A 13777-nucleotide genomic window follows, 5' to 3' on the forward strand; every position below is an offset into this window, starting at 1 on the left:
TTTTACGATGCCGATTATTCCTGTCGATATTGCCGGCCGCCCCTATGAAGTGCGCGTGGGCGCCGGGCTGATCGCGCGTCTGGCCGAAGAGGCGGGGGCGCGTTTGCGCAAGCCCGTCGTGCCGATCATTACAGACGTGAATGTGCATCAGGCGTGGGGAGCGGCGGTCGACGCCTCGTTGGCGCGCGCGGGCAAAAAGGCCGCCTGGCACATTCTGCCTGCGGGCGAGAGCACCAAGAGCTGGGCCAATCTGGTGGCGGTGGTCGATGGGCTGCTGGCGCTGGAGGTGGAGCGGGGCGACCATATTATCGCGCTGGGCGGCGGGGTGATCGGAGATCTGACCGGCTTTGCGGCCAGTATGCTGAAACGCGGATGCCATTTCATTCAGGTGCCGACCTCGCTTCTGGCGCAGGTCGATTCGAGCGTGGGCGGCAAGACCGCGATAAACACGCCTGCGGGCAAGAATCTGGTCGGCGCCTTTCATCAGCCCTCACTGGTGCTGGCCGATCTCGATGCGCTGGAAACCTTGCCCCGGCGCGAGTTGGCTTCGGGCTATGCCGAGGTGGTGAAATACGGGCTGATCAACGACCCGGAATTTTTCGCATGGTGTGAGGCCAATGGCGATGCCATGCTGTCGGGCGACCGGGCGGCGCGCGAATATGCGGTGGCCTATTCGGTCGCGGCCAAGGCGCGCATCGTGGCGCAGGATGAGTTCGAAACCACGGGCCTGCGCGCTCTGCTCAACCTTGGCCACACATTCGGCCATGCACTGGAAGCGGAAACCGGCTTTTCCGACCGCCTGCTCCACGGCGAGGCGGTGGCGTTGGGCTGCGTGCTGGCGGCGCGATTTTCGGCGCGGCGGGGGCTGATGGGAGCGGATGAGGCCGAGCGGGTGGCCGCCCATATCGCCGCTGTCGGCCTGCCTGCGGACGTTCGCGCGTTGGGGCTGAATGTGTCGGGGGCGCAATTGGCGGCCCATATGCTGCATGACAAAAAGGTCGATGCCGGGCGCTTGGCGTTCTTGCTGATGCGCGGGATTGGCGGGACGTTTTTGACCAAGGATGTGACGTTGGAGGAAGTGTCCGCGTTTTTGAAGGATGAATTGGAGGGGTAAGAATCACGAGGGGCTAGCCCCTCGTGGCTCCCCGCTACGTCTTCCGGCGAGAGGGGAGTGGCGCCGACAGGGTGCGCCCCGAACTCTCCATCAGCGCCGCAGGCATTATAGCCTCCGGCGGTGTAAATTTATCGCCTTGGCCGAACCCGTGGCGCAACGAAGACAGTAACGGGAGCGCGAGGGTCTAGACCCTCGCACCTATCCCTAAACCTTACCGCATCAACACCAATTCCTCGGCCATCGAGGGATGCAGGGCCACGGTATCGTCGAAATCGGCCTTGGTCAGGCCAGCCTTCACCGCAATGGCCACTGCCTGCAAAATCTCGGGCGCATCCGGGCCGATCATATGCACGCCCAGCACCTTGTCGGTCGCCGTGTCGACGATCAGCTTGTAATAGCCGCGCTCCGCCCGCGTGTGGAACATGTTCTTCATCGGGCGGAAATCGCTGGTATAGATCTTGATGTCATGCCCCGCCGCGCGTGCCGCCGCCTCGGTCAGGCCGACGCCCGCCAGAGGGGGCTGGCTGAACACCGCGCTGGGGATATGGTCATAGGCGATGGTGCGGGGTTTGCCGCCAAACACAGTGTCGGCAAAGGCATGGCCCTCGCGGATAGCCACAGGGGTCAACTGCACCCGGTCGGTGACATCGCCCACGGCATAGATTGAGGGGCAGGAGGTGGCGTTATATTCGTCCACCGGGATCTGCCCGTTCTTGCCCAATTCGACCCCGGCGTTTTCCAGGCCCAGCCCTGGGGTCTTGGGCTTGCGCCCGGTGGCGACCAGCACGGCATCCGCCTCAATCGGCAGGAAACCCTTGGTGTTGACGCAGAGCGAGCCGTCCGCCTGCTTGATGATGCTTTCAATCGGCGCGTCAAAGCGGAACTCGATGCCCCGCGCGCGCATCATGGTCAACAAGCGGTCGGTCAGGCTGGTATCATACGATCGCAGGATCTTGTCCGAGCGGTTCACCACCGTGACATGCGCGCCCAGCGCGTTGAAGATGCCCGCAAATTCCAGCGCGATATAGCCCGCCCCCTGAATCACCACGCGCTTGGGGAAGGTCTCCAGATGGAAGACTTCATTGCTGGTGATCGCATATTCGTTGCCCGGAAATTCGGGCATCACCGGCCAAGCGCCCACGGCCACCAGAATGAATTTCGCGCTGATCTCGCGGCCCGATGCCAGACGCACCGTGTTCGGCCCGGCAATGGTGGCGCGTTCGTGGAAATGCTCGACCTTGTTGTTGTCCAGCGTGGACGTATAGGCACGCTCCAGCCGATCGACATCGCTGGCCACGAAATCGCGCAGAGCCGCCCAGTCAAAGCTCTTTTCGCCCAGCGTCCAGCCCAGCTTGGCCGTATCGTGCAGTTCCTCGGCAAACTGGCTGGCGTAAACCAGCAGCTTCTTGGGCACGCAGCCGCGGATCACGCAGGTGCCGCCAACGCGGAATTCCTCGGCCACGGCCACGCGCGCGCCATGACCGGCCGCGATCCTGCTGGCGCGCACGCCCCCCGACCCGGCGCCAATCACAAACAGGTCGTAGTCAAATTCGGCCATTTTCAAACTCCACCGGGGGACAGATTGCCGCGCCGATATGGGGCCAACCACACACTTTGCCAATAGATAGTATGCAACACTGACAATATTAATCTGCCGGCCCCATTAATCTGCCGGATTGTTCTTTTTCAAGAATCCCTCGATGGCCTTGAGCAATTCCAGCCGGTCGACCTCACGCGTGAAATAATGGTCCGCCTTGGGCAGAGAGACGAATTCCACCGGCTTGCCCGCCTCGCGCATCTTGGCCACCATCGAGGCCGACTGGCCATGATCGACCGTCACATCCATCTTGCCATGCACCAGCAGCAGCGGCGCCTTGATCCGGCCCACCGCGTTGATCGGCGAAACGGCGGCGAAATCGGGGGTCATGCGCGACCATGCATCGCGGTTGTGATTGCCATAGAGCGAATTGCCCATATCGTTGACCTCGCGCCGCACGCTGGCCACGCCCGAAATCGAGATGCCGCAGCGCCACAGGTCCGCATCGCGCGCCAGCCCCCACATCGTGGCATAGCCGCCATAGGATGCCCCCACCAGGCAAGCCCGCTTGCCATCGGCAATGCCCTCCTTCACCGCCCAGTCCAGCGCGTCATTGAGATCATCCTGCATGGCAAGGCCCATCTGCCCTTCGCCTTTGCGTTCAAACTCCTCGCCATAGCCGTCCGAGCCGCGGAAATTGGGCTGGATCACGCCATATCCAAGCTGGGCCACGAATTGGGCCCAGTAATCATAGTCCAGCGTATCATGCGACCACGGCCCGCCGTGGGGCATCACCACGAACGGCAAATTCTTCGCCGCCTTGCCCTTGGGCAGGGTCAGGACCGCCTCGATCTCCAGCCCGTCGCGCGCCTTATAGCGCACCATCTTCACCGGATTGATCGCCTGCCCTTTAAGCTTTTCGGACAGATAGGCCAGACGGTGCAGCACGCCCTCGCCGGTATCATAAAAATAGATTGCGCCCGGCGCATCGGGCGCATCGATCCGCACCAGCATCCGCGTATGGTTGCTGTTGATATCGACAATCGCCACGCGCCGGTCCGGCACCGCCTTGGCAAAGGCGGCCTGCGTTTCGGCCAGCGCGGGATCCAGCCAGACCCGCTTCTGCTCCTTGCCCTCTACACGCAGACCCAGCACCGTCTTGCGGTCGACATCAGTCCATGCCTTCTCGATCCAGCTTCCCTCAGGCGCGGTCCAGATCGTGCGCAGATCCTTTTGCGTGGCCAGATCCACCTCGAACAGGGCCGAATGCTTGTCCTTGTCGTCATGGATGATCAGCGCGCTGCCCGGCACGCTGCCAAAACCGACCACCGAGATCAGATCCTCTCGCTTGCGACCATCGGCGCGGTCCACTTCCTTGAAGCTCTCGCCCACGCCGTTGCGATACATCACGCGCGACATGCGGCTGTTATCGTCATAGCCATAGCCGATGCGCACCACGCCCTCGCCATCGGTGAACCAGCGCATGACATCCGCGCGCGGCTGCTGCACGATCATCCGGCTGCCGGTTTCGACATTGACGCGATAGATCGAGGGCCAGAAATCAGCGCCCATATAGATCGAATTCTGCGCCGCGATCAGCGCCGTGGGCTTGCCGTCATGGGCGGTCCACAAAACCCGGTCGGCCGACTGGCCCTGACTGTCCCATAACAGCTTGGTGATCTTGCCCGTCACCCGGTTGAAGTTGATCAGGCGGCTGACATAGAAACGCTCGCCCTCCACCGGTTGCAACACGGTCAGGTGGACCAGCAGATTATCATTGTTGACCCATTCCAGCCCATGCGCCTCGGTCAGGTCGGGGATGCCGATGCATGAAGGTTTGCTCTGCCCGTCAAACAGGCCAATCGCGCAGATCCGCTTTTGCCCGCCAATGGCGAAAAGGCCGCCCATCCATTCGCCATCGGGCGAAAGCGTCGGTTCGGCCACAAAGGGCAGGACGGCGAAATCGGCCGCGTCCAGCCGGTGTTCGGCCTCGACCACGGGTGCGGCAACCGGCGCTGCGTCTTGCGCCATGGCCTGTCCGCCGCCCAATCCAAACGCCGCCGCCAACGCCAGCACACTGCTGCACGCCCGGCCAAACTGCTTCACGATCATCAAGCCCCCATTAGCTGTGTTCTGCCCATCGAACACATCTTGCCTGCGGGCAGAATAGCCACAGCCTATTTCGGAACTCAATGATAATTCTCACGAAAATCGCGCCGTTTCGTCATAGAAACGACGCGATCCCGTGCAAGTTTACACTTGGCTAATGCTTCAGGCCAAACCAGCCTCTGCCAGCAGCGCGGTGGTGCTGGCGTCGAACACGGCTTCGCCCTTGTCGATGGCATTGGCGATCTGCTTGCCCAATTCCACGCCGAACTGGTCGAACGGGTTGATTCCCAGCAGCACCGCATTGGCAAATGTGCGATGTTCATGGAACGCGATCAGCGCGCCAAGGCTGGCGGGCGAGAGATCGTCGACAAGGATCGTGGCCGAAGGACGATTGCCCGGATAATCGCGCGACTTGTCCTCGCTCGCCTTGCCCGCCATCAGCGCGGCGCCTTGGGCAAAGCAGTTCATCAGCAGGATGCGGTGATGGGCCGGATCGAGCTGATCGCCCGGCGCGATGCTGGCGATGAAATCGACCGGCACGACGATCGTGCCCTGATGCAGCAACTGGAATACCGCATGCTGGGCATCCGTGCCCACGCCGCCCCAGGTGATCGGCGCAGAAGGGCCATCGAGCGGCGCGCCGTCGAAGGTCACGCTCTTGCCGTTCGATTCCATTTCGAGCTGCTGAAGATAATCAGGCAGCAGCGCGAGGCGTTCGTCATAGGCAAAGCAGGCGCGCGTCTGGCAACCGCGCAGGTGGGTGTAGAGCTGGTCGGCAAAGGCCGCGCGCAGGGGCAGATTGTCCGCGCCCGACGTATTGGCGAAATGTTCGTCAATGGCCGCCGCGCCTGCAAGGAATTCGGCAAATTCCTCAAAGCCCAGCGCCAGCGCCACCGGGAAACCGATCGACGACCACAGCGAATAACGCCCGCCCACGCTTTCCGGGAAGGGCAGGATGCGGGTTTCATCCACGCCCCATTCCACCGCCTTTTCCGGCGCGGCGGTCAGCGCGACCACACGGCCATAGGGATCATCGACGCCATTTTCCTTCAGCCAGTTCAGCGCCGACTTGGCGTTGGTCATCGTTTCGATGGTGGTGAAGGTCTTGGAGGCAACCGCGATCATCGTGGTGGCCGGGTCCGCCTTGGCAAAGGCGGCCTCCAGCGCGCAGCCGTCGATATTGGCGACCACATGCACCTCGACCACGCAGCCGTCGCGGGTCAGCGCGTCAATCGCCAGCGCCGGGCCCAATGCCGAACCGCCGATGCCGATGTGGATCAGGTGCTTGACCTCGCCCAGCGCGCCCTCGTGGATCGCGGCCACCAGCGAGGCCGTGCGCTGATGCAGGGCCTGTGCCTCTTCCACCGAACTGTCCTTGCCGATGCCGCGCTGGGCGGTATGTTCGGCGGCGCGGCCTTCGGTGTTGTTGATCTTTTCGCCGCCAAACAATTGCGCACGGCGGCCATCGAAATCCTGCGCCGCGGCCAGAGCCTCGAACCCGGCAATATGCGCATCATCGAGATGCATCTTCGACCAGTCGAAGCGGATGCCGCCCAACCCTTCGCCCAGCTCGAAACGGGTGGACAGCTTGCTCAGACGATCGGCATCGCCGGCGAACAATTCCGCCAGCGTGGGGCGAGGCAGGCCCGCCAGATGGTCCCATGCAGCCTTGACCGATTGGTTGGTGGACACGTTAGCTTCACTCCCGTCTTGCAGATGCGATCAATAATTGGCCCGAACCTATGCCCTTTGCGCAAGGATTGGCCAAGGGTGCGCCGCAGCATTTTTACCCTTATCGCGCCGCTGAATACGTTTTGTGACGCAAGGATGGCCCAAACATGCACGGTTCATCCCCTGCTCAGCCAAACCATGTCTTGACGCAGGGCCTCTTGGCCAACATGGCAGCACGGCCAGATTCAAGGATGAGCAAAGATGAGCCAAGCCGAACCCGCCACCAAGCCCGGCGCCAAACCGGAAAAACAGGAGGAGAACTTTTTCGTTTTCCTTATCAAGCTGGTGGTGATCGTTGCTGTGTTCCGCAGCTTCATCTTCTCGCCCTTTAACATCCCCAGCGAATCGATGCTGCCGCGTCTGGTCAATGGCGACTATTTGCTGGCCGCCAAATGGCCCTATGGCTATTCGCGCTATTCGATGCCTTTCAGCCTGCCGCTGCTGCCGGGCCGCATTCTGGCCACCCAGCCCAAGCGCGGCGATGTGGTCATCTTCAAGGCCCCGCCGACCAATCAGGATGACTGGATCAAGCGCGTGATCGGCCTGCCGGGCGATACGATCCAGATGAAGGGCGGCGTTCTGTATATCAACGGCAACGCCGTGCCCAAGCAGAAGATCGAGGATTTCGAGATCGCCGTCTCGCCCAACACCTCCTGCTATCAGCCGCGCTATGGCATGAGCGTGAACTACGAGACGGTGAAGGATGGCAAGACCATCTGTCACTATCCGCAATATCGCGAGACGCTGCCCGCCGACAACGGCAAACCGGGCAAGTCCTATAACGTCCTCGACATGGAAACCACGCCGCAGGACAACACCCTGCCCTATATCGTGCCCGAGGGGGCGCTGTTCCTGATGGGCGATGACCGTGACAATTCGCAGGACAGCCGTTTCCCCGTCGAGGTAGGCGGCATCGGCTATGTGCCGCAGGGCAATCTGGTGGGCCGCGCCACCATCGTGATGTGGTCGACCGACGGATCGGTTTCGTGGTACAAGCCCTGGACTTGGCTGACCGCCGCGCGCTGGAACCGGATCGGGGGCACCTTTTGAGCAAGACCCTTACGACTAAGCCTGCCCATAATCCGGCGCTTCCTGATGACACGCGGGCGTTTCTGACCCGCGTGATCGGCGTGGATCCCGATGGCGCGCCCGAATGGACCGCCGCGCTGACCCATGGCAGTTTTTCCGCCCAGAACGGCGCGCGCGGCAAAGGTCTTGAAGATTATCAGCGGCTCGAATTTCTGGGCGACCGGGTGCTGGGCCTGACCATTGCCGAATGGCTGTATCAAAGCGAGGGCGCGGCCGAGGGCCGCCTGTCGCAGCGGTTGAACGTGCTGGTCAGCCGCCAGATGTGCGCCACCATCGCGCGCGGCATCGGGCTTGGCGAACATATCCGCCTTGGCAAACAGGCGCGCGACGATGGCGGATCGGACAGCGAGAATATCCTTGGCGATGTGATGGAAGCCCTGATCGGCGCCTCCTTCGTCACGCGCGGCTTTGAACCCACGCGGGCATTGATCCGCAGCCTGTGGGCCGAAGAGGTCGGCGGGCGCGCGGGACAGGCCAAGCATCCCAAATCCGCGCTTCAGGAATGGGCCGCCGGCAACCGCCGCAAGCCCCCCGAATATCGACTGGTCGATCGTTCAGGCCCCGATCATGCCGCGCGCTTTACGGTCGCCGTGGCGGTCAAAGGCGTGGGCGAGGTTGAGGCCGTGGCCAACAGCAAACAGGAGGCCGAAACCCAGGCGGCCGCCGCATTTTTAAGGCAATTTGGATGAGTGAAATCGCAGAATCTTGTGGACTGGTGGCCGTGCTGGGCGCACCCAATGCGGGCAAGTCCACACTGGTCAACGCGCTGGTCGGGCAAAAAGTGGCGATTGTCTCGCAAAAGGCTCAGACCACCCGCGCGCGCCTGATGGGCATCGCGCTGGAGCAGTCGCCCAAGCATAATGCCCAGATCATACTTGCCGACACGCCCGGCATTTTCACCCCGCGCCGTCGTCTGGACCGTGCGATGGTGGCCGCCGCATGGGAAGGCGCGAGCGAGGCCGATGCCATCCTGCTGGTGGTCGATGCCGCCAAGAAGAACCGGCAGGGGCTGGAGGAAATCCTCGAATCGCTGAAAGGTCGCCCCGAACGCAAGTTGCTCGCGCTCAACAAGGTTGATCTCTGCCCCAAGGAGCCGCTGCTGGTTCTGGCCCAGGAATTGACGCAGGCGGTCGATTTTGCCGAAGTCTTCTTCATCTCGGCCTCGACCGGCGACGGCGTGGCGCAGTTGAAGGCCCGTCTGGCCGATCTGATGCCCGAGGGCCCGTGGAATTTCCCCGAAGATCAGGTTTCCGATGCCTCGGAACGGCTGATGGCCTGCGAAATCACCCGTGAACAACTCTATCGCCAACTGCATGACGAGCTGCCCTATGACAGCACCGTGCGGCCCGAAAGCTATACTCACCGCAAGGATGGCAGCGTCGAGATCCGCCAGCAGATCGTGATCGCCCGCGAAAGCCAGAAGTCCATCGTGCTGGGCAAGCGCGGCGCGCGGCTCAAAGCCATCGGCGAGGCGGCGCGGACCGAGCTGGCGCAGCTGCTGGGGGTCAAGGTGCATCTGTTCCTGCACGTCAAGGTTGACGAAAACTGGGCCGATGCGCGCGAGATCTATGAAGAGATCGGGCTGGACTGGGTGCGCTGAGGCGCGCCCGGCAACCTATCAGGCGTGCTCAAGCGCCTTGCCTGATCTATTGTGAGACAGACATACAAAGGTTATGGCAAATCGGATGAAAACTGCGACAAGACAGTTTGGTTCGAAACCATGACGTGAAGGCACAGAATCAAAGCTGGGCATCGGGGGTTGATGGCCTGACCGCAATGCAGATGGGGGTCTGTCGCGGTTTGTAAAGGCGATCAGACGGACGGAGTGTTTGATGGTCGAATATATCGCAGAACTTCCGGCGCGGCTGCGGGGTGCAGCCAGAGCGGAAGCTCCCAAGATCAGCCAGCCCTTGCAGGGCGTGGCCGAAAGAGCCGGGCTGGGCGCGGTGCGCGGGGTCAATCTGCTGCTGATGGGCTTTGCCTATCTGGCGGTTGGACTGGTGCTGCGCGGCGCCACGCTGGGCTTTCCTGTTATCCATATTGACGAACAGTTCTATCTGCTGGTGGGCGACCGCATGCTGCATGGGGCGGTGCCCTTTGTCGACATCTGGGACCGCAAACCGGTTGGCCTGTTCCTGCTCTATGCTGCGATCCGGTTGCTGGGGGGCGACGGGATCCTGCAATATCAACTGGTGGCACTGGCCTGCGTGGCGGGCACGTCGCTGGTCATCTATCGCATGGCGCGCGAAATCGCCTCGCCGATGGGCGCGTTCTGGGCCGGGGTTGCCTATCAATTGTTCCTCTCGGCCTTCTTCTGCTTTGGCGGACAGGCGCCGGTTTTCTATAATCTGCTGATGGCTCTGGCGGGCCTTGGCATGATGGGCGTGTGGACGGCCAAGACCGACCGGCGCCTGTTCGTACATGGCCTGGCGATCATGGCGGTGGTCGGCGTCTCGCTTCAGATCAAATATACGGTCGTATTCGAAGGTCTGGCCTTTGGCCTGATGCTGATGTTCCGCGCGCGGGCGCTGGGCTGGTCGCATAGGCGGGTGATGGCAGCGGCCACCGGCTGGGCGGGCGTGGCGCTGTTGCCCACGCTGGCGGCATGGGGTGTCTATATCGCGATGGGCCACGGTCTGGCCTTTGCGCAGGCCAATTTCCTCTCGATCTTTGGCCGACACGAGGATCTCGACGGTTCGCTGTTCCGCCTGTTCAAGGAAACGTTGGCGCTGTTGCCGGTCTGGGCGGCGATCCTGTGGGCGCCGCGCAAAATGCCGCCGCTGCGCTTTGCTGCGCGCCCGGCGCAGGGGTTCCTGAGGATCTGGGCCGGGGTGGCGGTGGCCGGGTTCCTGATCTTTGGCACGTGGTATGACCATTATGTCGCGCCGCTGCTGGTGCCGCTGATGGCGCTGGCCGCACCTGCGCTGGGCCGCGCCCGGCCTTTCCGCTGGTACACCCATTTCATGCTGGGCATCGGCATGATCGCGGCCGCCGTGGTGACGATCTATAACACCCGCCACCATGGCACCTCCGAAGAGGTAGAGGTGGCCGCCGACATGATCCGAAACGCGGCGGCAACGCCCACCGGGCAGGGCTGCGTCTATATCAACGAGGGCGATCCGATCCTCTATCACATGGCCAATGCCTGCTTTGTCACGCGCTACATCTTCCCCAACCATCTCAACGGCATGGTCGATGTCAACGCGCTGGGCGTCGATGCCGGGCAAGAGGTGCGCAACATTCTGGCCAAGCGCCCGCAGGTGGTGGTGATGACGGTTGAGCCCTCGTCGCTGCCGGTGAACTGGCACACGCGCAATATGATGTTCCAGCATCTCAAGCGGGATTATCAGATTGTCGGGCTGGCCCATGTCGGATGGCGCGACCTGCTGATCTATCGGCTGAACAACCGGCCATAAGGGGCCAAACGAAAAGGGCCGCGCCGGACATCTCCGGCGCGGCCCTTTTCTTTGCTCAGGCTTGCGAAAATCAGGCCTTGGCTGCAGCTTTCTTCGGGGCTGCCTTCTTGGCCAGAGCCTTCTTGGCGGCAGGCTTCTTGGCGGCAGGCGCTTCGCCATCATCTTTCTTGGCAGCGGCCTTCTTGGGCGCGGCCTTTTTCGCGGGGGCCTTCTTCTTGCCCTTGGTGCCAGGCCCCTTGGCCGCCTTTTCGTCGATCAGCGCGATCGCCTGTTCCAGCGTCAGCTTGTCCTGGTCGACCGCCTTGGGCAGCGTGGCATTGGTCGTGCCATCGGTGACATAAGCGCCATAGCGGCCCGCCAGCAGCTTGATCTCGCCCCCGGTGGTGGGGTGGGCGCCAAACACCTTGAGCGGCTCGGCAGGAGCATTGCGGCTGCGTCCGCCGCCCGCCGCCGCCTCTGCCAGCTTGGTCACGGCCAGATTCATGCCTGTCTCAAACACTTCGGCCGTGCTGCGCAAACGGGCATATTTGCCGCTATGCGCCAGATAGGGGCCATAGCGACCGATGCTGGCGGTGATCAGCTCACCGCTTTCGGGATGCGGCCCGATGGTGCGCGGCAAGGACAAGAGCTTGACCGCCCAGTCCAGTGTCATCTCGCCAATATCCTTGGGGATCGACGCCATCTTGCGCGTGTCACCCTCGCCCATCTGGATATAGGGACCAAAGCGGCCCGCCTTGCGCATGATCGGCTCGCCGGTTTCCGGGTGCTTCCCCAGCTCGCCTTCCTCGCCCGCATCAGCGCTGCCGCCGGGCTGAGCGAATTTGCGGGTGAATTTGCATTCCGGATAGTTCGAGCAGGCGACAAACGCGCCATATTTGCCGCCGCGCAGGCTCAGACGCCCTGCCTCGCATTGCGGACATTTGCGCGGATCAGTCCCATCCTCACGCGGGGGGAACAGGTAATCGGAGAGGAATTCGTCCAGCGCCTCGGTCACTTCCGAGGGCTTCTTCTCCATCACCTCGTCGGACTTGGGCTTGAAATCCTTCCAGAAGGCTTCGAGCACCGTGCGCCATTGCGCCCGCCCGCCCGAAACATCGTCCAGCTCGTCCTCCATACCCGCCGTAAATTCATAGGCGACATAGCGGTCGAAGAAACGTTCGAGGAAAGAGGTGAGGAGACGCCCGGTTTCCTCGGCAAAGAAACGGTTTTTCTCGGTGCGCACATAGGCGCGGTCCTTCAACACCTGAAGCGTGGCCGCATAGGTCGAGGGACGCCCGATGCCCAGCTCTTCAAGACGCTTGACGAGGCTTGCTTCGGAATAGCGCGGCGGCGGCTGGGTGAAATGCTGGGTGGCCTCCACGCCCTGCTTCAAGGGCATGTCGCCCTTGTTCATCAGGGGCAGCAGGTTCGCATCGTCATCATCGTCCGTCTTATTGTCGCGGCTTTCATCATAGACCGCCATGAAGCCGGGGAATTTGACCACCTGCCCCGTGGCGCGCAACTCATGCTGCCCCGTGCCATCGCGCAGCGTCACCGTGGTGCGCTCCAGCGCGGCGCTCGCCATCTGGCTGGCCAAAGCGCGCTTCCAGATCAGGTCATAGAGGCGCGCCTCGTCGCCGTTGCCGTAATGGTCGCGGCCGAACTCGGTCGGGCGGATGGCCTCGTGGGCCTCCTGCGCGTTCTTGGCCTTGGTTTCATAGTGGCGCGGCTTTTCGGGGCAGTAATGGCCCGAGAAACGCTCGGTGATCTCGCGGCGGGCGGCGGAAATGGCGCTGGGGTCCATCTGCACGCCGTCGGTACGCATATAGGTGATCGCGCCCGCTTCATACAGCGTTTGCGCCACGCGCATCGTGTGGCTGGCCGAAAAGCCCAGCTTGCGCGCGGCTTCCTGTTGCAGGGTCGATGTGGTGAAAGGCGGATAGGGATTGCGGCGGACCGGCTTGGTCTCCACCTCCTCCACGCGGAAGGCGCCCTGCTCCACCGCCGCCTTGGCGCGATTGGCAATGCCCGCCTCGCCAAGGCTCAGCTTCTCCAGCTTTTTGCCCTCAAACTTCACCAGCCGCGCCGGGAATTGCGAGCCGTCGTGCATCATGCGCGCGATGACCTGCCAATATTCCTCAGGCTTGAAGAGTTCGATCTCGCGCTCGCGCTGAACAATCAGGCGCAGCGCCACCGACTGCACGCGGCCCGCCGATTTGGCGCCGGGCAATTTGCGCCACAGCACCGGCGAGAGCGTGAAGCCGAACAGATAGTCCAGCGCGCGCCGCGCCAGATAGGCGTCGATCAGATCCTGATCCAGCTCGCGCGGATGCTTCATCGCCGTAGTCACGGCATCCTTGGTGATCGCGTTGAAGGTGACGCGCTCAACCTCCTTGGGCAGCGCCCGCCGCTTGGCCAGCAATTCCTTCACATGCCACGAAATCGCCTCACCCTCGCGATCAGGGTCAGTCGCCAGGATCAGTCGGTCGGCCTGCTTGGCAAGTTCGGCAATCTCGCGCACGCGGGCCTGCTTGTCGCCATACAGTTCCCAGTCCATCGCGAAATCTTCATCGGGCCGCACCGATCCATCCTTGGGCGGCAAATCGCGCACATGGCCATAGCTGGCCAGCACCCGATAATCCTTGCCGAGATACTTCTCGATGGTTTTCGCCTTGGCCGGGGATTCGACAATAACAAGCTGCATGGTTTCTCTTGTACTATCTAAGAGGGACGCTCTGGCCGCGATGGCCGCAGGGCCGACAATGCGGCCATGCCCCCAATTGAAAGGCTTGTGAAGCCCGA

The 13777-nt window shown here is 62.5% G+C and carries 9 protein-coding genes; 5 read left to right on the forward strand and 4 right to left on the reverse strand.

What is annotated here, in order from left to right:
• The first annotated feature begins 7 nt into the window (after positions 1-7).
• Positions 8-1114: a 3-dehydroquinate synthase gene (gene aroB, locus FHW96_RS15845; protein WP_172341549.1), complete on the forward strand. Its 1107-nt coding sequence runs from the start codon at positions 8-10 to the stop codon at positions 1112-1114.
• A 211-nt stretch (positions 1115-1325) separates the two neighbouring features.
• Here the strand turns inward: aroB and gorA are convergent, their stop codons facing one another.
• The 3 genes from gorA to pgi all read right to left on the reverse strand — a co-directional run bounded on the left by gorA (position 1326) and on the right by pgi (position 6452).
• Positions 1326-2672: a glutathione-disulfide reductase gene (gene gorA / locus FHW96_RS15850; RefSeq protein WP_172341550.1), complete on the reverse strand. Its 1347-nt coding sequence runs from the start codon at positions 2670-2672 to the stop codon at positions 1326-1328.
• A 105-nt stretch (positions 2673-2777) separates the two neighbouring features.
• Positions 2778-4763, reverse strand: a complete 1986-nt coding sequence (locus FHW96_RS15855) for a S9 family peptidase (protein ID WP_172341551.1) — start codon at positions 4761-4763, stop codon at positions 2778-2780.
• A gap of 159 nt (positions 4764-4922) precedes the next feature.
• On the reverse strand, positions 4923-6452 hold the full coding sequence (pgi, locus tag FHW96_RS15860) for a glucose-6-phosphate isomerase (protein ID WP_172341552.1): 1530 nt from the start codon (positions 6450-6452) through the stop codon (positions 4923-4925).
• Between the two features lie 240 nt (positions 6453-6692).
• On the opposite strand from pgi, the gene lepB reads away from it, so the two are divergent.
• From lepB to FHW96_RS15880, 4 genes are all read left to right on the forward strand, one after another.
• The gene (lepB, locus tag FHW96_RS15865; RefSeq protein ID WP_172341553.1) at positions 6693-7541 is read left to right on the forward strand and encodes a signal peptidase I; all 849 of its coding nucleotides are present in this window, start codon (positions 6693-6695) and stop codon (positions 7539-7541) included.
• Complete coding sequence (gene rnc / locus FHW96_RS15870; RefSeq protein WP_253951005.1) at positions 7538-8269, forward strand: ribonuclease III; 732 nt, start codon at positions 7538-7540, stop codon at positions 8267-8269. The genes lepB and rnc overlap by 4 nt, the downstream gene beginning before the upstream one ends.
• On the forward strand, positions 8266-9180 hold the full coding sequence (era, locus tag FHW96_RS15875) for a GTPase Era (protein WP_172341554.1): 915 nt from the start codon (positions 8266-8268) through the stop codon (positions 9178-9180). The genes rnc and era overlap by 4 nt, the downstream gene beginning before the upstream one ends.
• 232 nt (positions 9181-9412) lie before the next feature.
• Positions 9413-10996, forward strand: coding sequence for a glycosyltransferase family 39 protein (locus tag FHW96_RS15880; RefSeq protein ID WP_172341555.1), 1584 nt, complete (start codon positions 9413-9415; stop codon positions 10994-10996).
• Positions 10997-11066: 70 nt separating this feature from the next.
• On the opposite strand, the gene topA is transcribed toward FHW96_RS15880, so the two are convergent.
• A complete protein-coding gene (gene topA, locus FHW96_RS15885) occupies positions 11067-13679 on the reverse strand; it encodes a type I DNA topoisomerase (protein ID WP_172341556.1) in 2613 nt (870 codons plus the stop codon).
• Positions 13680-13777: the final 98 nt, after the last annotated feature.

Origin of the sequence: Novosphingobium sp. SG751A (assembly GCF_013149295.1) — a bacterium.
Lineage (GTDB): Bacteria > Pseudomonadota > Alphaproteobacteria > Sphingomonadales > Sphingomonadaceae > Novosphingobium.

What these genes read in the sequence shown, in the direction of transcription:
- aroB (WP_172341549.1), top strand. Translation starts at nt 8, where the DNA reads ATGCCGATTATTCCTGTCGATATTGCCGGCCGCCCCTATGAAGTGCGC.
- FHW96_RS15855 (WP_172341551.1), bottom strand. Translation starts at nt 4,763, where the DNA reads ATGATCGTGAAGCAGTTTGGCCGGGCGTGCAGCAGTGTGCTGGCGTTG.
- lepB (WP_172341553.1), top strand. Translation starts at nt 6,693, where the DNA reads ATGAGCCAAGCCGAACCCGCCACCAAGCCCGGCGCCAAACCGGAAAAA.
- FHW96_RS15880 (WP_172341555.1), top strand. Translation starts at nt 9,413, where the DNA reads ATGGTCGAATATATCGCAGAACTTCCGGCGCGGCTGCGGGGTGCAGCC.
- gorA (WP_172341550.1), bottom strand. Translation starts at nt 2,672, where the DNA reads ATGGCCGAATTTGACTACGACCTGTTTGTGATTGGCGCCGGGTCGGGG.
- topA (WP_172341556.1), bottom strand. Translation starts at nt 13,679, where the DNA reads ATGCAGCTTGTTATTGTCGAATCCCCGGCCAAGGCGAAAACCATCGAG.
- era (WP_172341554.1), top strand. Translation starts at nt 8,266, where the DNA reads ATGAGTGAAATCGCAGAATCTTGTGGACTGGTGGCCGTGCTGGGCGCA.